19 protein-coding genes and 1 riboswitch are annotated in these 22,695 nt (G+C 62.7%); of the genes, 12 read left to right on the top strand and 7 right to left on the bottom strand.

Annotated features, from left to right (window positions below; translation table 11 throughout):
• Window positions 1-116: 116 nt before the first annotated feature.
• The 7 genes from LB541_RS21070 to LB541_RS21100 all read left to right on the top strand — a co-directional run bounded on the left by LB541_RS21070 (window position 117) and on the right by LB541_RS21100 (window position 8,106).
• Window positions 117-1,142, top strand: a complete 1,026-nt coding sequence (locus LB541_RS21070) for a LacI family DNA-binding transcriptional regulator (protein ID WP_140494255.1) — start codon at window positions 117-119, stop codon at window positions 1,140-1,142.
• Between the two features lie 62 nt (window positions 1,143-1,204).
• A riboswitch (cobalamin riboswitch) is annotated at window positions 1,205-1,414 on the top strand.
• Window positions 1,415-1,670: 256 nt separating this feature from the next.
• On the top strand, window positions 1,671-2,459 hold the full coding sequence (locus LB541_RS21075; protein WP_140880471.1) for an ABC transporter ATP-binding protein: 789 nt from the start codon (window positions 1,671-1,673) through the stop codon (window positions 2,457-2,459).
• A gap of 45 nt (window positions 2,460-2,504) precedes the next feature.
• The gene (locus tag LB541_RS21080; RefSeq protein WP_224619504.1) at window positions 2,505-3,452 is read left to right on the top strand and encodes an ABC transporter substrate-binding protein; all 948 of its coding nucleotides are present in this window, start codon (window positions 2,505-2,507) and stop codon (window positions 3,450-3,452) included.
• 8 nt (window positions 3,453-3,460) lie between these two features.
• On the top strand, window positions 3,461-4,480 hold the full coding sequence (locus tag LB541_RS21085; RefSeq protein WP_224619505.1) for a FecCD family ABC transporter permease: 1,020 nt from the start codon (window positions 3,461-3,463) through the stop codon (window positions 4,478-4,480).
• Between the two features lie 128 nt (window positions 4,481-4,608).
• Entirely contained in the window at window positions 4,609-5,088 is a 480-nt protein-coding gene (locus tag LB541_RS21090) for a MarR family winged helix-turn-helix transcriptional regulator (RefSeq protein ID WP_140495025.1), read from the top strand.
• Entirely contained in the window at window positions 5,085-6,263 is a 1,179-nt protein-coding gene (locus tag LB541_RS21095) for an HlyD family secretion protein (protein WP_140565119.1), read from the top strand. The genes LB541_RS21090 and LB541_RS21095 overlap by 4 nt, the downstream gene beginning before the upstream one ends.
• Before the next feature lie 310 nt (window positions 6,264-6,573).
• Window positions 6,574-8,106, top strand: coding sequence for a DHA2 family efflux MFS transporter permease subunit (locus LB541_RS21100; protein WP_140494247.1), 1,533 nt, complete (start codon window positions 6,574-6,576; stop codon window positions 8,104-8,106).
• Between the two features lie 53 nt (window positions 8,107-8,159).
• Here the strand turns inward: LB541_RS21100 and LB541_RS21105 are convergent, their stop codons facing one another.
• Complete coding sequence (locus LB541_RS21105) at window positions 8,160-8,666, bottom strand: CAP domain-containing protein (RefSeq protein ID WP_140557109.1); 507 nt, start codon at window positions 8,664-8,666, stop codon at window positions 8,160-8,162.
• A gap of 329 nt (window positions 8,667-8,995) precedes the next feature.
• Here LB541_RS21105 and LB541_RS21110 point away from each other — a divergent pair, with 329 nt between their 5' ends.
• The gene (locus tag LB541_RS21110; RefSeq protein WP_140515546.1) at window positions 8,996-9,820 is read left to right on the top strand and encodes a DUF2189 domain-containing protein; all 825 of its coding nucleotides are present in this window, start codon (window positions 8,996-8,998) and stop codon (window positions 9,818-9,820) included.
• A 22-nt stretch (window positions 9,821-9,842) separates the two neighbouring features.
• Here LB541_RS21110 and LB541_RS21115 read toward each other — a convergent pair whose 3' ends face one another.
• The 3 genes from LB541_RS21115 to LB541_RS21125 form a co-directional block, all read right to left on the bottom strand.
• Window positions 9,843-10,475, bottom strand: coding sequence for a LysE family translocator (locus LB541_RS21115; RefSeq protein WP_140494241.1), 633 nt, complete (start codon window positions 10,473-10,475; stop codon window positions 9,843-9,845).
• A gap of 112 nt (window positions 10,476-10,587) precedes the next feature.
• A complete protein-coding gene (locus tag LB541_RS21120; RefSeq protein WP_224619506.1) occupies window positions 10,588-12,564 on the bottom strand; it encodes a TadE/TadG family type IV pilus assembly protein in 1,977 nt (658 codons plus the stop codon).
• 194 nt (window positions 12,565-12,758) lie between these two features.
• Window positions 12,759-14,684 (bottom strand): pilus assembly protein, encoded by a 1,926-nt coding sequence (locus LB541_RS21125; RefSeq protein ID WP_224619507.1) that lies wholly within the window; start codon window positions 14,682-14,684, stop codon window positions 12,759-12,761.
• A gap of 249 nt (window positions 14,685-14,933) precedes the next feature.
• Between LB541_RS21125 and LB541_RS21130 the strand changes: the two genes are divergently transcribed.
• Together LB541_RS21130 and LB541_RS21135 are read left to right on the top strand one after the other, a co-directional pair.
• Window positions 14,934-15,794, top strand: coding sequence for a TIGR01459 family HAD-type hydrolase (locus tag LB541_RS21130; RefSeq protein ID WP_224619546.1), 861 nt, complete (start codon window positions 14,934-14,936; stop codon window positions 15,792-15,794).
• A gap of 6 nt (window positions 15,795-15,800) precedes the next feature.
• Complete coding sequence (locus LB541_RS21135; protein WP_224619547.1) at window positions 15,801-16,781, top strand: bifunctional riboflavin kinase/FAD synthetase; 981 nt, start codon at window positions 15,801-15,803, stop codon at window positions 16,779-16,781.
• Window positions 16,782-16,824: 43 nt separating this feature from the next.
• On the opposite strand, the gene LB541_RS21140 is transcribed toward LB541_RS21135, so the two are convergent.
• A complete protein-coding gene (locus LB541_RS21140) occupies window positions 16,825-17,379 on the bottom strand; it encodes an HdeD family acid-resistance protein (RefSeq protein ID WP_140494237.1) in 555 nt (184 codons plus the stop codon).
• Between the two features lie 227 nt (window positions 17,380-17,606).
• Here LB541_RS21140 and LB541_RS21145 point away from each other — a divergent pair, with 227 nt between their 5' ends.
• Window positions 17,607-18,377, top strand: a complete 771-nt coding sequence (locus LB541_RS21145) for a MipA/OmpV family protein (RefSeq protein ID WP_224619508.1) — start codon at window positions 17,607-17,609, stop codon at window positions 18,375-18,377.
• Window positions 18,378-18,389: 12 nt separating this feature from the next.
• Here LB541_RS21145 and LB541_RS21150 read toward each other — a convergent pair whose 3' ends face one another.
• Both LB541_RS21150 and LB541_RS21155 read right to left on the bottom strand, forming a co-directional pair.
• On the bottom strand, window positions 18,390-18,824 hold the full coding sequence (locus LB541_RS21150) for an RES family NAD+ phosphorylase (RefSeq protein ID WP_140494233.1): 435 nt from the start codon (window positions 18,822-18,824) through the stop codon (window positions 18,390-18,392).
• A 2-nt stretch (window positions 18,825-18,826) separates the two neighbouring features.
• Window positions 18,827-19,270: an antitoxin Xre/MbcA/ParS toxin-binding domain-containing protein gene (locus LB541_RS21155; RefSeq protein ID WP_140494231.1), complete on the bottom strand. Its 444-nt coding sequence runs from the start codon at window positions 19,268-19,270 to the stop codon at window positions 18,827-18,829.
• Window positions 19,271-19,566: 296 nt separating this feature from the next.
• Between LB541_RS21155 and ileS the strand changes: the two genes are divergently transcribed.
• On the top strand, window positions 19,567-22,530 hold the full coding sequence (ileS, locus tag LB541_RS21160; protein WP_224619509.1) for an isoleucine--tRNA ligase: 2,964 nt from the start codon (window positions 19,567-19,569) through the stop codon (window positions 22,528-22,530).
• The last annotated feature ends 165 nt before the right edge of the window (window positions 22,531-22,695 follow it).

Genomic DNA, 22,695 nt, shown 5'->3' on the forward strand with positions numbered 1-22,695 from the left:
ACGTTTACGATGACACACCCGATGGCATATATTGTCAATCGGATTTGTACCGTCGGCTCTGAAACGCCTTGGCCGCACGACCGGCTGGTGCTAGCCAGAAGCAGGAGGGGGAGGTCTTGGCGTCCAGCATTCACGATCTTGCGCGGCACCTGAACATTTCGATCGGTACAGTCTCGCGCGCGCTTAACGGGCGCGCCGACGTGAACGCCGAGACACGCCAGCGCGTGCTCGAGGCGGCCCGGAAGCTCAATTATTCACCGAACCACTCGGGCAGGAACCTACGCCGCGGCACCACCCATGCCGTGGCTTTCATGCTGCAGCCGCATCCGGGCGACCAGCAGTATGGCGAGCCGTTCTTCATTCCGTTCCTCACCGGACTGCAAGCGACATTGGCCGAGTGCGGGCTGGACCTGATCATCGTCATGGGCGCGCCGGCGGATTATCAACAGGAGCGGCTGCGCCGCGTCGTCGAGACGCGTCGTGCCGATGCCGTCGTACTGGCCTGGACGCGGCGCGAGGACGATCGCATCGACTATCTGAGCAAGGCCGGCTTTCCCTTCGCGACGCTCGGCCGAAGCCGGTCCGGCGACGACAGCTATCCCTCTCTGGATCTGGATTTCGAGAAGGCGGGCGCCGATGCGGTCGACCGGCTGGTTGCGCGTGGCCACCGCCGCATCGCCGCCATCCGGCCGTCGCTTGACCTGAATTTCGGTTATCTGTTTCTGGAGGGTTATTGCAAGGCGCTGCGGCGGCACGGCATCGAAGTCGATCCCGGCCTGATTGTGGACGGTTTTATCAACGAAGCCGGTGGCTACGCGGTGACACCGCAAGTCATGCGGTCGAAGGATCCGCCGACCGCGATTATCTTCAACAACGACTCGATGGCGCTCGGCGGCTGCAAAGCGCTCGCCGAAATGGGGATCAAGCCCGGGCAGGATGTCGCGGTGATCGTCATCGTCGACACGCCGCTCTGCCGTTATTTCTCGCCGGCGCTGACCGGCTTTCGTCCGAGCCTTGACCCGATGGGGCGGCGGCTCGGCGAAATCCTGCTCGCCTCGCTCCCGGCTTTCGCCGGCGCGAAAGGGCCAGAGATCATTCGCGAGGTCTGGCCGCTGGAACTGGTGGCGCGCGATAGTGATTGACCACACGTTTGTATCGTTATAACAGAACATGCATCGACCTTGCCTCGACGCTGCCTGCATCCTAGGCTGCGACTCGTGATGGTCCCCGCGCCGCAAGGCGAGGGGTGAAAAGGGAACATGGTGAGGCCCGATTTTCGGGTCGAAGCCATGGCTGCCCCCGCAACTGTAAGCGGCGAGCAAAATCCGAGAAGCCACTGGCCGGCAAGGCTGGGAAGGCAGGATGGCGCAACGACCCGCGAGCCAGGAGACCTGCCATCTGCATGGGTTGACCGGACGGGGTGTGCCGGGAGGAGACGCGGGGTTCGGTCTTGTCGACCGGTTCAAGCCAGCTTCCTTCCGTCGCCATTTTTGAAAGTGACGGAAGTTGGACGGCTCCATCGATCGCATTCACTGCATTCCCATGCATCGCATCATCGTGTGCACGCTTTGCCGCGATATCGCCACCGAGGTGAATTCAGGCCAGCGTCCGGCAGGATTGGCAAGCAAGACGCTGGCCCGTATTCCGGCAGGCCCTGCAAGGAATTGCCCATGACCGCGCCGCTTCTCGAGGCCCGCGACCTGGCCGCGGCGGCGGATGGCCTGCATCTGGTGCATCCGGTCAGCCTTTCGGTGGCGGCGGGCGACCGTCTCGCCATCATCGGTCCCAACGGCGCCGGCAAGACGACATTGCTGCGCATGCTGTCGGGCATGCTGCGGCCGAGTTCGGGAGAAGTGAAGCTCACCGGGCGCCTGCTGGACAGGATTTCGACCGCCGAGCGGGCGCTGCACATCGCCGTCGTCGGCCAGACCGATCAACCGGATCCACGGCTGGCGGTGATCGATTATGTCGAGCTCGGCCGGGTTCCGCATACCGGCCGCAGGCACAGGAGCGAGGAACGCGACATTGTCGTCGAGGCGCTGCGCCGGACCGGGCTGTTGCCGCTGCTTGGCCGCACCATCGGCTCGCTGTCGGGCGGCGAGCGCCAGCGCGCCCAGCTTGCCCGCGCCATCGCACAGGAGCCGAAGATCCTGTTCCTCGACGAGCCGACCAACCATCTCGACCCGCGGGCGCGCAGCGAGTTGCTCGAACTGGTTGCAGGCCTCGGCATGACCGTGATCGCGGTGCTGCACGATCTGGCGCTGGTGACGCCTTTCGCCACCAGGGTCGCGGTGATGAGCCATGGCCGGTTGCATGTGCTGGCGCCGCCACGCGAAGCACTCACCCAGCAGCTGATCCGCGAGATCTTCGGTATCGACGTCTTTAGGTTGCGCCACCCGACGGAGGACCGCGAGCTGACGGTGTTCGAGGTTCCGAACCGTGCCGCGCCATCTTCGTGATCGAAGCCATTTCCGGCAGATCCTGTTCAACAAGGAGCAACATCCGTGAAACGCCTTGCCGTGTCTCTTGCCTTCTCCCTGCTCGGCTCTACGGCCTTCGCCTTTCCGGTGACGGTCGACAGCTGCGGCAAGCCGCTGACCTTCGACGCGCCTCCAAAGCGCGCCGTCATTCACGATCTCAACATGGCCGAGATGGCCTTCGCACTGAAGCTGCAGCCGTCGATCGTCGGCCTGACCGGCATCACTGGATGGTACAAGGTCACTCCCGAATTCAAGGCCGAACAGAGCTCGATCCCCGAACTGGCGCCCAAATATCCGACGCTGGAAAACCTGGTCGCTGTCGAGCCCGACTTCTTCTTCGCCGGCTGGTATTACGGCATGAAGCCGGGCGGCGAGGTGACGCCCGATACGCTGGCGCCACACGGCATCAAGACCCTGGTGCTGACGGAAAGCTGCGTCCATCTCGACAAGAACCGGCCTGCCGCTTCGATGGACCTGCTCTATGGCGATGTCGAGAAGCTGGGCAAGATCTTCGGCAAGGAGGCCGAAGCGGATAAGCTCGTCTCCGGCTGGAAGGCGCAGCTCGCCGAAATCACGGCCAAGGTCGGCGACCGCAGGGGAACGCGCGTCTTCCTCTATGATTCCGGCGAGGACAAGCCGTTCACATCAGGCAAGTTCGCCATTCCCAACGCCATGATTTCCGCGGCCGGCGGCGACAACATCATGGCCGACATGGACACCAGCTGGGGCAACACGGATTGGGAGACGGTGGCCTCGCGCAATCCGCAATTCCTCATCCTGCTCGACTATCAGGATGGCGGCGGCTACCGGAAGCTGCTCGATTTCCTGAAAGCGCATCCGGCAATGAAGGAGACGGACGCGGTCAGGAACGAACGCTTCGCGGCGCTTCGCTATGCCGAACTGACCCCCGGACCGGCCAACATCGAAGCGATCGGCAAGATCGCCAGGGCGATGCATCCGGAAGCATTTTAACCGGGAACATGACTTTGCGGCACAAGGCATTCCTATTGGCCATGACGGCGGCGGCGTTGGCAATCGCCGCGTTCGCGCTGCTGTCGATCGCCTATGGCTCGACGATGATTCCGTTGGGCGACGTCGTTGCAGCACTTGGCCATGCGATCGGATTGAAGGGGCATGACGTGTCCGGCCCGGTCGGCAGGATCGTCGTCGACCTCAGATTGCCGCGCATAATCCTGGCCATCTGTGTCGGCGGCGGCCTGGGCGTGGTCGGCGCGCTGTTACAGACGGTGACGCGCAACGATCTTGCCGATCCGTTCCTGTTCGGCCTCTCGTCGGGAGCCGCCGCCGGCGCTGTCTCCGTCATCACCGTCTTCGGCGACAGTTTCGGGATCTGGACGCTACCGATCGCTGCGTTCACCGGCGGTATTCTGGCGGCTTGCGTTGTGCTTTTGCTGGTTGCGCGGGTGAGGGGACAAGGCCCCGAACGGCTGATCCTCGCCGGACTTGCGGTCTCCTTCATGTTCACCGCATTGACCAATTACCTGGTCTTTGCCGGTGACCAGCGCGCCGCCCATTCGGTGCTGTTCTGGACGATGGGCGGGCTCGGCCTTGCGCGGTGGGACAATATCTGGCTGGGTGCGCTTGGGGCCGGCACGATTGCGGCGTACGGGCTGTGGATTCATCGCCGGCTGGACGCTTTCCTGGCCGGCGAAAATGCCGCCGAAAGTCTTGGCGTGCCGGTGGCGCGAATGCGACGGACGACGTTTCTGGTCGCCGCTTTTTCGACCGCGATCCTGGTTTCGGTCGCCGGCGTCATCGGCTTCGTCGGCCTCATGATCCCGCATCTGTCGCGGCCGCTGGCCGGCGCGCTGCATCTGCGCCTGATCGTAAGTTGCGCGCTGTTCGGGGCGGTGCTGTTGCTGGCAAGCGACCTTCTGGCGCGCACATTGCTGCCGCCGCAGGAACTGCCGATCGGCATCATCACCAGCTCGCTCGGCGCCTTCTTCGTTGTCACCATGCTGATCCGCAACCGCTTGTAATGGGTGTCGCGGCGGCCGAAATCATCGGACGCAGCCATGATTGTGCTGCACGGCTGCCATGCACGTTTGCCGGCTTCTGGAACAATGCCGGACTTGAATGATAAGCACGCTTATTATATATGCCACTCATGGTTTCCGAAGGCGTAGACAGATTGGGATTTTTGATCCACGACGTGCAGCGGCTGATGCGAAAGCGCTTCGAAGCGCGCGCCAGCGGCCTTGGCCTGTCCTCGGCGCAATGGCGCCTGATGGTTCGCGTCGCCAAGGAAGCGGGCGTTTCGCAGGCGCGGCTTGCCGAACTGCTTGAAATCGAGCCGATCAGCGTCTCGCGGCTGGTTGACCGGATGGAGGAGGGCGGCTGGATCGAGCGCCGCTCCGACGCCGCCGACCGCCGCGTGCGCATGATCTTCCCAACTCCCAAGGCAAGTGCCGCGTATGCGGAGGTCAAGAGCCTCGCCGGCGAAGTCTATGAGGAGTCGCTGACCGGCGTTTCGCCGGACGATCGCCGCGTCCTGATCAGGGCATTGGATGCGATGGCACAGAATCTCGCGGATGGCGATTCACCGTCCTGCGACAAGGTCAAGAATACGGAAGGCGCAGCAGCATGAACGCGGTAGCCAAGGTCGACGAAAACGCCGCCAAAGTGGAAATGGAAGCGCCGCAGCAGCCGGCCGCGGCCCCTGTTACAATGACACCTCCGGCAGAGCCGGCGCCGGTGCCAAAGAAGAAGCGCCGTCTCGGCCGCTTCTTGTTGATGTTCGCACTGCCGGCGGCGTTGGTCATTGGTGGCGGCTATGTCTGGGTCACTGGAGGGCGCTACCAGGAGACGGAGAACGCCAACCTGCAGCAGGCCAAGGTATCGATCGCCTCGGATACGGCGGGCCGCATCGTTCAGGTCGCCATCTCGGACAATCAGAGGGTGAAGCAAGGCGATCTTCTCTTCGCCATTGACCCCGAGCCTTACCGGATCGCACTTGCGCAGGCCGACGCGGCGGTGGCAGCGGCGCGGCTCAACGTCGAACAGCTGCGCGCCGCCTACAGCCAGGCCATGGCGCAGGAGAAATCCGCCAGCAGCGAAGTTGCCTATGCCCAGTCGCAATACGACCGTGCCGCCGATCTCGCCCAGAAAGGCATCAACGCCAAGTCTTCGCTCGATGAGGCCAGGAACGATCTCGACAAGGCAAAGCAGCAGCTTGCCGTCGCCGAACAGGGCATCGTCAGCGCCAAGGCGGCGCTTGGCGGCAATCCCGATATCGAGACCGACAAACATCCGACCGTGATGTCGGCGCTCGCCGCGCGCGACAAGGCTGCCTACGACCTAGCGCAGACCACCGTGAAGGCGCCCGCCGATGGCGTCGTCTACCAGGCCGCGTCCTTCAAGGTCGGCCAGTATGTCGGCTCCGGCACGCCGCTGTTCTCGCTGGTCGAGACCGGCGATACCTGGATCGACGCCAATTTCAAGGAAACACAGCTGACCAATATGAAGCCGGGCCAGAAGGCAGAAATCGTGGTCGACACCTATCCGGGCAGGACCTTCGAAGCGACCGTCAAGGCCATCGGCGCCGGCACCGGCGCGGACTTCTCGCTGCTGCCCGCCCAGAACGCTACCGGCAACTGGGTCAAGGTCACCCAGCGTATTCCGGTCCGTCTGGAGCTGAGCGATCCCGACGCCAAGATGATGCTGCGCACAGGCATGAGCGCGGCCGTTACCGTCGACACGGGCGTGGCGCGCGGCCTGCCTGGCATTTTCGGCCACGCCACGGCTGGCGAGGTCGCGAAGTAAATCAGCGGAAGCCCGCGGGGATCATGCGGGTGGACGCACTGAGCAGGGGGATTGGTCTGATGGGAGGAGTTGAAGGGTCAGCCTTCGGGGCAAACCGCATCGCGGCTTGATCGAAAGCTGAAATCTTCGACACGGACCCGTCGGTCCTCATGTTTCCGGGCGGCAGGCATCCGCTCAATCGAGACTTTCGGTCGATGTAACCCCCACATCGATAATCGCGTCCCACCGCGATGAGGGTCTCTCAACGGAAGGCTTTGCCGCCCGGAAACCCTGTGTACACGTTTTTGTTACCGGCTGGAAGTTCCGCATCATGAGCACGCCAGAACCTTTCAAAGAAGTGCCGCATCGTGGCCTGATCACGGTTGCGCTCATGCTGGCGACGATCATGCAGGCGCTCGACACCACGATCGCCAACGTCGCGCTGCCGACCATGACCGGCGATCTCGGCGCCTCGCCCGACAACATCAACTGGGTGCTGACCTCCTACATCGTGGCGGCGGCGATCATGACGCCGGTCACCGGCTGGCTTGCAGACCGTTTCGGCCGCAAGGAACTGTTCCTGACGGCGGTGGTCGGCTTCACCATCTTCTCGATGCTGTGCGGCCTGGCCTGGAGCCTTGAAACCATCGTGTTGTTCCGGCTCATGCAAGGCGTGTTCGGCGCCGCGATCGTACCGCTGTCGCAGACCTTCCTGCTCGACATCAACCCGAAGGAACGTCACGGCCAGGCAATGGCCATCTGGGGCGCCGGCATCATGCTGGGGCCGATCCTGGGTCCGACGCTTGGTGGCTGGCTGACCGAGAATTTCAGCTGGCGCTGGGTGTTCTTTATCAACCTGCCGGTCGGCATCGTCGCCTTCCTCGGCATGGCCGCTTATCTGCCGGCCATTGCGCGGCGGGTGCGAAGCTTCGATTTCTTCGGCTTCGCCATGATATCGCTCGGCGTCGGCGCTCTGCAGCTGCTGCTCGATCGTGGTGGCGAGGTCGACTGGTTCTCGTCGGTCGAGATCTGGATCGAGCTTGGCCTTTCGATAACCGGCTTCTGGGTGTTCATCATCCACACGATGACGGCAGAGCATCCCTTCATCGACCCCAAGATCTTCCTCGACCGCAATTTCGTGACCGGGCTGGCGTTCATCTTCGTCATGGGCGTGCTCATCCTGGCGAGCATGTCGCTGCTGCCGCCGATGCTGTCGACCATCTTCGGCTATCCGACCATCACCATCGGCATCGTGATCGGGCCGCGCGGCGTGGGGACGATGATCTCGATGCTCGTCGTCGGCCGGCTCATGAGCAAGGTCGACGCCAGAATCCTCGTCGTCATCGGCTTCCTCCTGACCGCGCAGTCGCTCTACACGATGGCCGGCTTCTCGCCCCAGATGGACAACTGGCTGATCATCACTTCAGGCATCATCCAGGGCCTGGGAATGGGAATGGTATTCGTGCCGCTGTCGACGGTGGCCTTCGCCACGCTTGACGTGCGCTTCCGCACCGATGCCACGGCTTTGTTCAGCCTTGTGCGCAACCTCGGCTCGTCCATCGGCGTATCGGTCGTGACGGTGCTCATGGTGCGCAACACACAGATAAATCACGCCGAGCTTTCCACCTTTATCAATCCGTTCAACCCCAATCTGTGGGCGGTTTCGCCGGCGGCGGCCGGCGGCGACCAGATGGCATTGTCCCAGGTCGACAGGATGGTGAACATCCAGGCGATGATGATCTCCTACGTCAACGACTTCAAAATCCTGATGATAATGACGCTGGCCGCCATTCCGTTCGTGATCCTGCTGCGCAAGCCGAAGACGGCGCCGGCTGGCGGCGCGCCGGCGGCACATATGGATTGATATTCGCCGACGGCTGTCCGCTGCCGGCGATGCCGCTGCCGGCGATGGCTTTGCTACCTTCCGAGCACCAGGGCCCAGTAGCGGAGGCCGGGGTCGCGGCCGTCGCGGACATAGGCAAGCCCGAAACGACTGAAGTCCGGGTCGAGTATGTTGCGCCGGTGGCCGGTCGAATGCATCCAGATATCGAACAGTTTCTGCTGGTCGAAGCGGCCTTCGGCGATGTTCTCGGCCGCAGCGCCGTGCACGCCATTGTCCTTCATGCGCGAGGCGAAATCCTTGCCCCAGCCGGTGGTGTGGCTCATGCGCGTCCGCGACGCCATGTAGCCGGCCTGCTGCAACGCCGCCTGTTCGAGCTGGGTGTCCGCGGTCAGCGGACTCCGCCCGGCCGCGGCGCGCAAGTTGGCCAGGGTGGCCGTGGCGGAGGAAGAGACACCTGCGCCCTCACCGGTGGGCACGGAAACGGTGCTGCAAGCAGCAAGCCCGGCAATGGCCGCAAGGCCGATCAGCAAGGAGCGCCTTGTCCGGCGCGGTTCTGGAGGGAGGTCGATGACAATGCTCATTCCTGCCTGCATAGTCGCGATCATGGCTTTTGACGGGCAAGCCGAAGAAACTGGCGAGGAAATTGATGCCTTGGCCTTCGCTGATCGCACCGCGTAGTCTTCAAGCGTTGCGTTTGGCCATCCAGCTCCGAATGGCCCATCGTCCGGGAAATCCGATGCCGAAGATCGCGCGGCTTCTGCCGGGCAGCGATGACAATCCCGTGATAGCCTGTCCGGAACCATCGATTTGGCGACAGCCCCTGGCAAATCGGGTATGCTGTTACATCTACTAGTGGCAGCTACGGGCGGCCATCACGGTGGTGACCGCCCCCGACAACGGGAGGAAGCTTATGGCCAGCTTTCATGTCATGGCGGACGCGCGTGGTATGCATGTGCAGCCCACGGTGCGCCACATCACCACATCGGACCTCTGGGATGCGCTGCGGCTCGGTGCCGAGGATTTCTGGGCAAAACCGTCTCACTACGTTTTCCTGTGCCTGATCTATCCCATCGTCGGCCTGATCCTGACGCAGTGGACGTCTGGCTCCAACGCCATTCAGCTCGTCTATCCCTTGATGTCGGGTTTCGCCCTTGTCGGCCCTTTCGCCGCGCTCGGCCTCTACGAGATCAGCCGCCGGCGCGAGCTCGGCATGAACACCAACTGGCGACATGCCCTCGATGTCCGCCACTCGCCGGCGGTGCCTTCGATCGCGGTCATCGGCATCATGCTGTTCGTGCTGTTCCTGTTGTGGCTGTTCACCGCGCAGTCGATCTACACCAGCCTGTTCGGCGACCAGCCGCCGGCTTCGATCGGCGCCTTTGTCCGCGACGTGCTGACGACCAGCAAAGGCTGGACGTTGATCCTTCTCGGCAACGCCGCCGGCTTCGTTTTCGCCGTGATCGTGTTGGCCACCACTGTCGTCGCCTTCCCGCTGCTGCTCGACCGTGACGTCGGCGCCGTTTCGGCCATAGAAACCTCGGCGCGGGCGGTGATGGCAAATCCGCTGCAGATGGCTCTTTGGGGCCTGACGGTCGCGGTGCTGCTGGTGATCGGTTCGATCCCGCTGTTTGCCGGGCTCGCGGTCGTTATGCCTATCCTTGGCCATGCCACCTGGCACCTCTACCGCAAGGTGGTGGAACCGGAGCGGACCCAGCAGACAAGGCGGCCGATGTAGACCAACGCCGGGACCGCCGCCCTCAGCGCTGTGCGTCGGTCGCCATCTTCAGCGCCAGCGCCGTCAGCACGCCTCCCATCATCCAGCGCTGGATGACCAGCCACAAAGGCCGCCCGGCGAGAAACGCGGCGATCGAGCCGGCCGTCACCGCGATGATGGCATTCACGGTCAGGCTGATCGAAATCTGCGTCGCGCCGAGCACAAGAAGCTGAGACAGGACATGGCCTTTGCCAATGCTGATGAATTGCGGCAGCAGCGACAAATAGAGCACCGCCACCTTCGGATTGAGCAGATTGGTCATCAGGCCCATGGCGAACAGCTTGCGCGGCCCGTCTTTCGGCAGGTCGCGCACCTGGAATGGCGAGCGTCCGCCCGGCTTCACGGCCTGCCAGGCCAGCCACAGGAGATAGAGCACGCCGGCAAAGCGCAGCGCGTCATAGGCGAAGGGCACGGCCAGCAGCAGCGCCGTGATTCCGAATGCCGCCGACAGCACATAGAAGAGAAAACCGACGGCGACCCCGCCAAGCGAGATCAACCCGGCCTTCGGCCCTTGCGACAGGGAGCGCGAGATCAGGTAGATCATGTTTGGACCCGGCGTCAGCACCATGCCCAGGCAGACCAGCGCGAAGGCGAGGTGGTTGGCGGTATCGGGCATTGTTCGTCCCAGGCGTGCCGCGATGGATGCGATCCAGCGTGCGGCATTATGTGCCTGTTGCGGCAGGCGCCCACAAGGGCTTGGCGGCGTCAGGCGTTGCGCCAGAGTCCAGTTAACCGACCACGCGCAGGTTCGACAATTCGTTGCCGATTTCCTTGAAATCGTTCGACAGGCTGGCGCCCGTCGCATTCCAGAACAGCTTGGCGGGTTTGCTCGGATCCGCCGGGTCCTTGCGGAAGCGCGAGTCCGACGAGCATGATTTCAGCGCATCGATGGCGTTCTTGTCGGTGGTCTTGGTCGTGGACAGGTCGAGAGCCACCGTCATCACCATGATGTCGGCCGCCTTGGCGTTGTTGCAAAGCGTCGTCATCTGCTCGTTGAGCGCGCTGGTGTAATTGCCGTTCGAATAGTCGAACTGGCCGATGGCGCTGGATGTACCCATGAACAGGCGCCCGACCGAGGTGCCGGCATAGCCGGGCTTGAGATAGCCGTAGGACGCGTAGGTCGACTTCGAATCGGCGGGGTCGGAATAACTGAGCGAGGAAGGCGTGTAATAGGTGTTGGCGCCGTCGGTCAGCACGATCACCACCTTGTCGTTGCCTTTTTCTGTTTCCGGGCGCCCCTGCGTGAACGGCTCGCCGCTCGAGACCACCCGCCAGCCCCAGCCCATGCCCTCGGGAACATTGGTGCCGCCATCCGGCTGCATCAGGTCGATCGCGGCTTTGATCGTAGCGAGCCCATCGGCGACGCTGACGTCGGTCAGCGGCGTGATCGGGTTGGTAGTGCAACTGTAGTTCGGGCCGTTGCCTGCGGGCAATACCGGTGCATCGATCGGCCGCGGCTGGAAATACTTGGTCATGTTGCGCAGCCGGGCTTGGCCGCTGCTGCTCGAAGGATCGTCGTTCCACCAGCTGTTGATGGCGCCGTAGGTCTTTGGTGCGGCTTCGTTGGGATCCTGGGTGATCTTCCAGTGATTGCCGGGTTCATCCGGGGCGAACATCGGCACGAACATCGTCGCCGGATCGCCCACGCCTATCCCGGTGTTGGCCGAGCCGCCGGACGGCGGGGCGTCGTTGACATTGTAGGGGTAGGGCCGGGCTTCGACACAGCCTTGCCAGCTGGCGAACGGACCGTAGGAATCGACATAGTCGTATGCGTCGTAACTGCGCTTGCAGGTATTGTTCCAGTTGTATTCAGCACAAACAACGTGCTTGCTGTTTTTAACACGCTCATGGCTGGTGACGACCTTCATGTCGCGGTAGAGCGAAAACCGGGTCAGCATCTGGCCTTCCTCGTCGCCCCAGCCGGTGCCGCGTTTGTACCAGATGCCGTTGGTCTGCTGGGCGTATTTGTTGGCGGCGTTCAGCGTCGACCAGTCGAAATTCTCGTTCGACACCGGTGACAGGCCCTCGGTGTCCATCCAGGACGCATTGCCATTGCCAGGACCGACATTGACCGAGGCGGCAAAGGGTACGAGGCCGAACTGCACCGGCTTGTCGACCTGCTTGATCATCGCGGCCTGCTGGGCAAGCGTGTCGACCAACTGCTTCGCCGCGGTCTTGAGGAGATCGATGCGCTTCTGCCCCGAGCCGGTTCCGGGCGTGACCATCGATCCGGAATTGTCGAGCACCAGCGCCACTTCGAGCGTGTTCTTCAGCCGCACCTCCGAGCACGCGGTGAAGCCGATATTGGTGGCGCCGGTGCCGCCGAGCAGTATCTTCGCCGTTGGCAGGAAGTAAGGATTATAGGTCAAGGTGCCGCAAAGCTTCATTGTTCCGCCGCCAGCGGCGTTGCTGGGCAAAGTGAGGTTGAGCGTCGTGTTGGCGGCATCCACATCGTTCAGATTGGCGTTGAAGAAGTCGAGCGCATAGGCCCTCAGCTGGTCGTCGGTGGCGCCTTCCGTCAGGCGGCGTGCCGTGGCGAAGTTGGCGGCGTCGAGCGCGTTCAACACCGTCTGCTTTTGGCGGTTCATTTCCGTGAAGTCGACCGCGAGCGCCAGCCCGCCCATCAGCGGGACCATCGCGAAGGCCGTCATGAGAGCATAGTTGCCGCGCCTGTCGCGGCGGAACTGACGCCAGATTTCACGCATGTCTTGCAGCGGCCCCCGCCGGCGGATTCTCGATCGACGCCAGCTTTCCACAAAACGCTGAAGGACGGGTTTGGGAAACCGCTCGATTGCTTGGTTCGCGCTTCACCAAGCACTAACCAATCTGGAGCGGCCCCCGGTGCCTCCAAAACACGACACCCCGCCGGATGCAGGGCGTCGACGTGGAATTCGTCGGATCAGCTGACGATGCGCAGGTTGGACAGCTCGTTGCCGATCGCCTTGAAATCGTCGGACAGCGTTGCGCCCGTCGAATTCCAGAACAGCTTCATCGGCTTGCTCGGATCGGTCTTGTCCTTGCTGAAGCGGGAATCCGAAGAACAGGCCTTCAGCGCATCCATCTGCGTTTTCTCCGCCGTCTTGGTGGCGTCCAGATCAAGCGCGATGGTCATGACCATGACCCCGGCGGCCTTGGCGTTGTTACACAGCGCAGTGAAATGCTCGTTCATCGCTTTGGTGTAGTTGGCGTTGCTGTAGTCGTCCTTGGTGACATCCGTTCCGAGGAACATGCGGCCGTAGCTGTAGCCGTTGCTGTAGGGGACGACGTAACCGAGAGCCGAATAGATCGCCTTGCTGCCAGCCAGGTCGTTACCGCCAGAATTCCAATTGGTTCCAGAGTAGGTCTGCGCCGTCACCGAGGTCGGCGTGTAGTAGGTGTTGGCGCCGTCGGTCAGCACGATCAGCACCTTGTCGTTGCCTCTTTCCGTTTCGGGCCGGCCCTCGGTGAAGGGTGCCGTGCTGGAAAGGGTCCGCCAGCCCCAGGCCATGCCTTCCGGCACGTTGGTGGCGCCGTCGTCGGCCATGGCATCGATGGCGTTCTTGATCAAAGTTGCGCCGGCTGTCGTGGAAACATCGGTCAGTGGCGTGATTGCCGTCGTGCTGCAGCTTGTGTTCGGCCCGGCGTCCATGCCGTAGGCCGGCGTGACCTTGTTCACCCAGTCGAAATATTTTGGCATATAGCGCTGGCGTGCGGCATCGGACGCGGTTGAACTCACTGGGGCGTCGACATCCCAATTGTTATTGGCTGGCCTTGAAGAGCTATCGACGCGGTCGGTTTCGTCGGGCGCGAACATAGGCACGAAAAGCGTTGCAGGCAGTGTCGTCGATGCAGCTGTGTCCTGGATATTGTATGGATATGGGCGCGACTCGACGCAGCCACCCCAACTCGCGACCGGCGCATAGGTGAAGGTCGCGTTCGATGCACAGGTACCGTCCCAATTCTTGAGACTGCACGCTGAAATGCGTTTCATCTGTTTGTAGATCGAGAACCGGGTCAGTGGCTGGTCTTTCTGGCTCGCGTCCCAGCCGGTGCCTTTCGCGTACCAGATGCCGGCAATGTTCTCTGCGTATTTGGTCGATCCCCATGGAGATTTCATCTGGGTCATCGTGTTTGTCCAGTCGAAATTCTCATGATGGATCGGCGATATGCCGGTCGTGTCCATCCACGCCGCCGAGCCGTTGCCCGGACCGACATTCACCGAGGCGGCAAAGGGAACGAGGCTGAACTGGACCGGCTTGGTGACCTGCCTCATCTGCTGGGCCTGGCCGGCCAACTGGTCGACCAACTGCTTGGCGGCGCTCTTGAGAAGGTCGAACCGCACCTTGTTCGAGCCTTTGCCGAGCTCCTTCATCGAACCGGAATTATCAAGCACCAGCGACACTTCCAGCGTGTTCTTCAGGCGCACTTCGGAGCAGGTGCTGAAGCCGATATCGGTGCTGCCGACGCTGCCGCCCAGCAGTAGTTTAGCCGTCGGCTCGAAATAGGGCTTGTAGACCAAGGTCGCGCAGAGCTTCAGCGTCCCGCCGCCTGTGTTGTTGTTGGGCAGCGTCACGGCCAGCGTGGTGTTGGCCGGATCGATATGCGCGAGATTGGTTTCGAAGAAATTCTTGGCATAGGCCACCGCGTCGGCGTCGCTGGCGCCGGCAACGATCTGCTGGGCCGTGGCGAAGCCGGCCGCGTCCAAGGCGTTCAAGGCGTTTTGCCTTTGGCCCACCATTTCCGTATAGTCGACGGCGATCGCCACGGCGCCCATCAGCGGCACCATGGCGAGCACGGTCATCAGCGCATAATTGCCACGCCGGTCGCGTCCGAATCTTCGGATCATTGTCACAGCTGCCCCGCCAAATCGATAGTCAGTGGGGACGGTGTCATAAATCGTTAAATTTCAGGTTTCTGGAATATATCCAAGGTCAGCCTGCACTTTCAAAGCTCGTTAACCAACCAGTGAACGGTGGTGGATGCCGGTACAGGCGGGCGAAAGCTGGTGACAGGCTGGGCCGGTTCGGATAATTCCAACCGGCTGCGGCGAACCGTCGGCTGCGGCACCGCAACGATTATGACTGAAGGATACGGCATGGCGGCCTCGCCTGACATCATCGGTTCGCTCGAAGACCTGTCGAAGAACTATTCGGCCATTCTCTGCGATGTCTGGGGCGTGGTGCACAATGGCGAAAGGCATTTTCCCGCGGCTGCGTCGGCGCTGGCGGCAGCACGTGCGACCGGCATTCCCGTCGTCCTGATCACCAATTCGCCGCGCCGCAGCGCCGACGTCGTGGCCCAGATGAACGTCATCGGCGTTCCCCCATCGGCCTACGACCGCGTGGTCACCTCGGGCGACGTGACCCGCGACCTGATCGTGGAAGGCCCGCGAAAGATCTTCCATGTCGGCGCCGAGCGAGACTTGACCCTCTATGACGGGCTCGACGTCGATCTCGTCGAGGAGTTCGAGGCATCCGGCGTCGTCTGCACCGGCCTGTTCGATGACGAAGTGGAGAAGCCCGAAGATTATGCGGGGCTGCTGCGGCGGTTGCGCGCCAGGAACCTGCCTTTCATCTGCGCCAATCCGGATATCATGGTCGAGCGCGGCGAACGCATCATCTGGTGCGCCGGCGCCCTGGCGCGCGACTACGCGCAGCTCGGCGGCCGCACGCTGATAGCCGGAAAGCCTTATGCGCCCGTCTATGATGTGGCGATGAGGGAGGTGGCGGAGATCCTTGGCCGGCCGGTCGAGCGCCGCCAGGTGCTGGCCATCGGCGACGGCATGCTGACCGATATCAAGGGCGCCGCCGACAACGGTTTCGACGTTCTCTATGTCTCAGGCGGCATTCATGCCCGCGACTATGGCGATGCATCGCAACCGGATCCCGCAAGGCTCGCCGCGTTTCTTGACAGGCACGCCTATCATCCAGTGGCCGTCATTCCCAGGCTGCGGTAGATGGCGATGGACGCTTTCCAGCACCTTTCGGCAACCGCTCCGCTGCCCGCCGATTTGCGCGGCGGCGTTGTCGCGATCGGCAATTTCGACGGTGTCCATCGCGGTCATCAGGCGGTGCTCGAACGGGCATTGGCGGAGGCGCGGCGGCGTGGCGTGCCGGCGCTGGTGCTGACTTTCGAACCGCACCCGCGAAAGATATTCAGGCCCGAGATACCGCTGTTCGTGCTGACGCCGCCGCCGATGAAGGCGCGGCTCCTGTCGCTGCTGGGCTTTGCCGCGCTCGTCGAACAGCCTTTCACGCGCGACTTCGCCTCGCTATCGGCGGAAGCCTTCGTGACCGACGTGCTTGAGAGAACGCTTGGCATCACCCATGCCGTGACCGGCTTCGATTTCCATTTCGGCAAGGACCGCCAGGGCGGGCCGGCCTATCTGATGGCGGCTGGCGAGCGCCATGGCTTCGGCGTCACGCTGGTCGATGCATTTCGGGACGAAAGCGCCGAGGTGGTTTCATCGAGCCGCATCCGCGCCTTGCTTTGCGAAGGCGCGGTGGCCGAGGCCGCCGGCCTGCTCGGCTATCGCTTCACGGTGGAGAGCGAAGTCGTGGGCGGCCAGAAACTGGGGCGAACGCTCGGCTTTCCGACCGCCAACATGAGGCTTCCCGCCGAGGCCACCCTCAGGGAAGGCATCTATGCCGTTCGCTTTCGCAGCGCCGACGGAAGGCTGCATGATGGCGTTGCCAGCTTTGGCCGCCGTCCGACCGTCGACGATGATGGCGCGCCGCTTCTGGAAACCTTCGTCTTCGATTTTTCCGGTGACCTCTATGGCGAGATCTGCCAGGTGTCGTTCTTCGGTTACCTGCGCAGCGAGGTGAAGTTCGACGGGCTTGATGCGCTGGTCGCGCAGATGAAGCGCGACGAGGCTGAGGCGAGAGCACTGCTGGCCGGCGTCAAGCCACTTTCGCAACTCGACGCGGCCATGGCTTTTTGAAGCATGGTCCGGTTTTCGGGTTAGATCATGCTCGAATCAGACGTTACTTTTTCAGCGCCAGACCGACGGCGATGAAGGTCCAGCCCTGGAAGATCAGGTCGATTGCCAGGAACAGGCCGAGCACCCATACGCTGTTGACCGGCCAGCCCATGGCTATGATCAATCCTGCGATCGCGCTGATGGCGCCGGCCGCGACGATCCAGCCCCAGCCGCGCTCAGGCCGGTGGCTGTAGCCGACCCAGGCGCGCAGCACGCCGGAAGCGACGAGCGCGACGGCCAGCAGGAAGGTCAGCACCGCCGAGGCCAGCAGCGGGTTGTCGAAGGCGAAAAAGCCCGCGACCGCGTAGAGCAATCCGCTGAGCAGCCAGTAGAAGAAGCGGCCCCACGTCTTGACCCCGAAGGCATGCATGATCTCGATGATGCCGGCCACCAGCATCAGCCACCCCACGACATAGACGGAAGCCACCGTGGCAATGAAGAGGTTGCCGAACGCAATGCCGCCGAGGATCAGCAGCAACACGCCCAGGCCAACAAACCACCCCCACTTTGCTCGCGTCTGTCCGATCGCGTTCTTCAGTGCATCGCCGTGCAAGGTCATGTCGCCACCTCCATCGAGGACCGCCAGCAGGGAATGAAGTTACCCTTGGTGCCGACCCGCGTCCAGCCGACGGCGGCCGGATGGTGAGCAATGCGAGCCGGACGTCTCGACCTTAAATCAAATTTTACCAAAGCCTCTTCAAAGCTGTGACCGAAAGACAGTCGTATCGTGCTAATGGGGTAGTCATGAGTCCGGTCGGGAAAATTTCTGCAGCCTTGGCTACCGTCATGCTGGCTACCTCAGGTGCGGCCGATGCCGGCGAGGGCGCCTTCGGCTGGCTGTCCGGCGATTGGTATCTGACGGTCGGCGCCACTGGCATGGTGGCGCCTAATTTCGAGGGCGGCAAGAAGTACCTGCTCAGCGCCTCGCCGATCATCTCCTTGGGCAAGGCTGGCCCGGCGGCCCGCTTCACCTCACGCAACGACAACATTTCGCTGGCGCTGGTCGATGACGGCGGCGTTCGCGCCGGCCTGACCGGCAAGTTCCTGTTCTCGCGCGACGATGGCGATGCCGACGAGTTGAAGGGCCTCGATCCGGTCCGCTGGGGCGGCGAGGTGGGCGGCTTCTTCGAATTCTATCCGACGGACTGGATACGTGCGCGTGCCGAGTTGCGGCACGGCATCCGCGCCCATAACGGCTTCGTCGCCGACATCGCCGCCGACGCCTTCTACGATGTGACGCCAACCGTCAGGATCTCTGGCGGGCCGCGCGTCTCGTTCGCCTCCGCCAAATATTTCGACGCCTATTACGGCGTCGACGCGCAGGAAGCCGTGGCCTCGGGGTTGAACCAGTATAATCCCGGCGGCGGCCTGAAATCGGTCGGCCTTGGCGGTGCGGTGACGTGGAAGGTGACCGACCCGATGACCGTCAGCCTGTTCGGGGAATATTCACGCCTCGAAGGCCCGGCCGCCGATTCCAGCCTGGTCAAGGAGCGCGGCGACCGCAACCAGTTCATGATCGGCGTATCGACGACCTATCGCTTCGATTTCAAGATGTAGCCGGTATCGGCCTTATTCCAGCAATCGCGTATCGATCTGATGACTTGTGGTGCCGACGATGGCGATGCCTTCGCGTTCCAGCAAGGCGGGATTGAGAATATAGTTTCTGGCGAAGGGAACGATCACGCAAGGAACTTCCATGACTGGATGGCTGGCGGCACTGACAAAATCGCTGCCAATCTCGCGTGTCTTGGCCGGATTGTCTTTCCAGCCCTCGGGCAAATCGGGGACGGCAATGGAGACGCCGTCAGGCACTTCGATTTCCAGGAGCTGGAACGTGGGCGGCAAATCTTCCACGTCGACATGAACGAGAATTTCAAGAAGCGCCGTGGCGGGATGATCCGCACAGTACACAATGGCGGTGCCCTTGATGTTCCAACGGCCGGAGCTGAGCATGCCGCCCCGGCCGGACAGGTCGGCGAAGTTGGAGATACGCCATAGACGCATCGTCAGGCGAAAATGCCATAATCGATGCGATGCAGTTCCTCTTCCACCAGGGAAGCACCGGTTTCCGACTGCAGGAGCGTGATAGGCGCTTCGTTGAGCACCCGGCTGCGTTTGCGCAACCAACGTTGCGCTTTTTCGTGGTCTCCGAAAACACGATCCGCCATTGTGGAAATGCGCTCGATGCGCATGACGCGATCGGACTCGGCAATACTCAGTTTCTCATTGCGTTCTTTCCTGCGCGCCAAAGTGCGCCGCGATCCTACGATCTTGTAGATTTCGTCATTGCTGAACCCACGGTGGCGGAGTTCTTCCACCTTGGTGAAGCTGACCAGGAATTGCCCCGTTGCGGCATCCCGGACCAAGCCATCCTGCGCACGCTCGACCTTCTCCTTACGGGCGGCCCGTCTGGCAGCCGGCACGTGGACCTTGCGATGCGGATTGGACATGACGCGCCTCCGGTGCCATTTGCCCAAACATATATGCGCAATTGGCACAAGCGGCAAGGCGAGTGCCTTGGAGTTCGGGCTTTCCAAGCTGGCCCACCTCGTTTAAAAGCGCGGCCATGACAGTGGTCTCGCGTTCCGTCGCGATTACGATACGAATTACCAGCCCGGTGTTCCGGACGGCCTGAGAGCTGTCGGAGCCGCCGGGAATCTTGCGCGCGACCCCTCGCGCTTTTTCCAGATCATGATAGTTCAGGCCCGAGCTCCCTTGCCGCCGGGCAATCCACAATGGCAGATCAATGACCGATACAGCTGAAACGATCGACTATTCCAAGACGCTTTACCTGCCGCAGACGGACTTCCCGATGCGTGCCGGTTTGCCCGAGAAGGAGCCGGTGCTGGTCCAGCGCTGGCAGGAGATGGATCTCTACCGCAAGTTGCGCGAGGCCTCCGCCGGTCGCCCGAAATACGTGCTGCATGACGGCCCGCCTTATGCCAACGGCAACATCCATATCGGCCATGCGCTGAACAAGATCCTCAAGGACGTCATCAACCGCTCCTTCCAGATGCGCGGCCGCGACGCCAATTACGTGCCCGGCTGGGACTGCCACGGCCTGCCGATCGAATGGAAGATCGAGGAGCAGTACCGCGCCAAGGGCAAGAACAAGGATGAGGTGCCGGTCAACGAATTCCGCAAGGAATGCCGGGATTTCGCCGCTCACTGGATCGGCGTTCAGGGGGCGGAATTCCAGCGCCTTGGCGTCATCGGCGACTTCAAGAATCCGTATACGACCATGGCCTTCCACGCCGAGGCGCGTATCGCCGGCGAACTGTTGAAATTCGCCATGTCGGGCCAGCTCTATCGCGGCTCCAAGCCGGTGATGTGGAGTGTCGTCGAGCGCACCGCGCTCGCCGAGGCCGAGATCGAATACCAGGATTATGAGTCGGATACGATCTGGGCGAAGTTCCCCGTCGCCAGTCTGGTGCGCCCCGTCGCTGACGGAGAGGCCGCACTGACCGAGGGCGCTCTCGATCTGCTGCAGGCCCACGTCGTCATCTGGACGACGACGCCCTGGACGATCCCCGGCAACCGTGCCGTCAACTATTCGCCGCGCATCAACTACGGCCTCTACGAGGTCACGGCAGCCGAGAACGCCTTCGGCCCGCAGCCGGGCGAAAAGCTGATCTTTGCCGATACACTGGCTGAAGAGGCTTCGGTCAAGGCCAAAGTCACCTTGAATCGTCTTCGCAGCGTGTCGGCGCAAGAGCTTGGAAGTCTTACGCTTTCGCATCCCTTCAAGGGTCTTGAAGGCGGCTATGAGTTTCCGGTGCCCATGCTTGCCGGCGACCATGTCACCGATGATGCGGGCACCGGGTTCGTTCACACGGCGCCGGGCCATGGTCGCGAGGATTTCGACGCCTGGATGGACGCGGCCCCGGACCTGCGCGCGCGCGGCGTCGACACCGCGATCCCGTTCACCGTCGACGATGCCGGCTTTTTCACCAAGGACGCGCCGGGCTTCGGTCCGGATCGTGAGGGTGGCGCGGCGCGCGTCCTTGACGACAACGGCAAGAAGGGCAATGCCAACCAAGCGGTCATCGATGAGCTGATCAAGCGCAACGCGTTGTTCGCGCGCGGTCGGCTGAAACACTCCTATCCGCATTCCTGGCGGTCGAAGAAACCGGTCATCTTCCGCAACACGCCGCAATGGTTCGTTTACATGGACAAGGACCTCGGCGACGGCACGACGCTGCGCAGCCGTGCGCTGAAGGCGATCGACGACACCCGTTTCGTGCCGGGGGCGGGGCAGAACCGCATTCGCGCCATGATCGAGGAACGGCCCGACTGGGTGCTGTCGCGCCAGCGCGCCTGGGGCGTGCCGATCGCGGTCTTCGCCGACGCCGACGGCAATGTGCTCCAGGACGAGGCGGTCAACCAGCGCATCATGGACGCTTTCGAGAAAGAGGGCGCCGATGCCTGGTTCGCCGCCGGCGCCAAGGACCGTTTCCTCGGCAATCACGATGCCTCCAGATGGAAACAGGTGACGGACATCCTCGACGTCTGGTTTGATTCAGGCTCGACTCACGTGTTCACGCTGGAGGATCGTCCCGATCTCAAATGGCCGGCCGACGTTTATCTCGAAGGCTCCGACCAGCATCGCGGCTGGTTCCACTCCTCACTGCTCGAAAGCTGCGGCACCAGGGGCAGGGCGCCTTACAACACCGTCGTCACCCATGGTTTCACCATGGACGAGGACGGCCGCAAGATGTCGAAGTCACTCGGCAACACCGTCGTCCCGCAGGACGTGATCAAGCAGTCCGGCGCGGACATCCTGCGCCTGTGGGTGGTGACGACCGACTATTGGGAAGACCAGCGCCTCGGCAAGAACGTGCTGCAAACCAACATCGACGCCTACCGCAAGCTGCGCAACACCATCCGCTGGATGCTGGGCACGCTCGCCCACGACGATGGCGAGGAGGTGCCGCTGGAAGGGATGCCGGAGCTGGAACGGCTGATGCTGCATCGCCTCGCCGAACTCGATGAGGTGGTGCGCCAGGGCTACGATGCCTTCGAGTTCAAGCGCATCACCCGTGCGCTCCTCGATTTCATGGTGGTCGAGCTGTCGGCCTTCTATTTCGATATCCGCAAGGACGCGCTCTACTGCGATGCGCCGTCGAGCGCGAAGCGCAAGGCCTCGGTGCAGGTGGTGCGCCACCTTTTCGACTGTCTGGTGAGATGGCTGGCGCCGATGCTGCCCTTCACCATGGAAGAGGCCTGGCTCGACCGCCACCCCGATGCCGTCTCGGTGCATCTCGACCAGTTCCCGGCGATCCCGGAAAACTGGAAGAACGAGGCGCTGGCGGAAAAATGGCGTAAAGTGCGGCAGGTGCGCCGCGTCGTCACCGGTGCGCTGGAAATCGCGCGTGCCCAGAAGGTGATCGGCTCGTCGCTGGAAGCGGTTCCCGTCGTCACCATCGACGATGCGGCGCTCGAGGCGGCGATATCGGATGTCGACATGGCCGAAATGGCGATCACCAGCGATCTCATCATCGCCCATGGCGAGGTGCAACAAGGCGCCTTCACGCTCGAAGACGTCAAGGGCGTCGCCGTGGTGATCGAAAAAGCCGAGGATCGCGGCCTGGTCAAATGCGCGCGGTCGTGGCGTTACACCGCCGATGTCGGGCAGGATCCTGCCTTTCCCGATGTCTCGGCGCGCGACGCCGCCGTGCTGCATGAGCTTAAGGCGCTCGGTCGGCTTTGAAGGCCAGGCATATCGGTGCACAAATGCCACGCCGGTCGGTGCAAATCCGTCCGCGCGTTGCCCTTAACGAGTGGTTGAGGTAAACACGCGAAACTCCGGAAGACAAATTGTCGCCGGATTTTCGTCGCAAGTGCTTGGACACGGGGACCGGACCTTGGGGCCGGC

This window comes from Mesorhizobium sp. BR1-1-15 (genome assembly GCF_020165475.1).
Taxonomy (GTDB): Bacteria; Pseudomonadota; Alphaproteobacteria; order Rhizobiales; family Rhizobiaceae; genus Mesorhizobium.

Bases quoted from the DNA above. Each gene is read 5' to 3' on its own strand.
- LB541_RS21075 (WP_140880471.1), top strand. From the start codon at position 1,671: ATGACCGCGCCGCTTCTCGAGGCCCGCGACCTGGCCGCGGCGGCGGAT.
- LB541_RS21085 (WP_224619505.1), top strand. From the start codon at position 3,461: ATGACTTTGCGGCACAAGGCATTCCTATTGGCCATGACGGCGGCGGCG.
- LB541_RS21090 (WP_140495025.1), top strand. From the start codon at position 4,609: ATGGTTTCCGAAGGCGTAGACAGATTGGGATTTTTGATCCACGACGTG.
- LB541_RS21095 (WP_140565119.1), top strand. From the start codon at position 5,085: ATGAACGCGGTAGCCAAGGTCGACGAAAACGCCGCCAAAGTGGAAATG.
- LB541_RS21100 (WP_140494247.1), top strand. From the start codon at position 6,574: ATGAGCACGCCAGAACCTTTCAAAGAAGTGCCGCATCGTGGCCTGATC.
- LB541_RS21105 (WP_140557109.1), bottom strand. From the start codon at position 8,666: ATGAGCATTGTCATCGACCTCCCTCCAGAACCGCGCCGGACAAGGCGC.
- LB541_RS21110 (WP_140515546.1), top strand. From the start codon at position 8,996: ATGGCCAGCTTTCATGTCATGGCGGACGCGCGTGGTATGCATGTGCAG.
- LB541_RS21115 (WP_140494241.1), bottom strand. From the start codon at position 10,475: ATGCCCGATACCGCCAACCACCTCGCCTTCGCGCTGGTCTGCCTGGGC.
- LB541_RS21120 (WP_224619506.1), bottom strand. From the start codon at position 12,564: ATGCGTGAAATCTGGCGTCAGTTCCGCCGCGACAGGCGCGGCAACTAT.
- LB541_RS21125 (WP_224619507.1), bottom strand. From the start codon at position 14,684: ATGATCCGAAGATTCGGACGCGACCGGCGTGGCAATTATGCGCTGATG.
- LB541_RS21130 (WP_224619546.1), top strand. From the start codon at position 14,934: ATGGCGGCCTCGCCTGACATCATCGGTTCGCTCGAAGACCTGTCGAAG.
- LB541_RS21135 (WP_224619547.1), top strand. From the start codon at position 15,801: ATGGACGCTTTCCAGCACCTTTCGGCAACCGCTCCGCTGCCCGCCGAT.
- LB541_RS21140 (WP_140494237.1), bottom strand. From the start codon at position 17,379: ATGACCTTGCACGGCGATGCACTGAAGAACGCGATCGGACAGACGCGA.
- LB541_RS21145 (WP_224619508.1), top strand. From the start codon at position 17,607: ATGCTGGCTACCTCAGGTGCGGCCGATGCCGGCGAGGGCGCCTTCGGC.
- LB541_RS21150 (WP_140494233.1), bottom strand. From the start codon at position 18,824: ATGCGTCTATGGCGTATCTCCAACTTCGCCGACCTGTCCGGCCGGGGC.
- LB541_RS21155 (WP_140494231.1), bottom strand. From the start codon at position 19,270: ATGTCCAATCCGCATCGCAAGGTCCACGTGCCGGCTGCCAGACGGGCC.
- ileS (WP_224619509.1), top strand. From the start codon at position 19,567: ATGACCGATACAGCTGAAACGATCGACTATTCCAAGACGCTTTACCTG.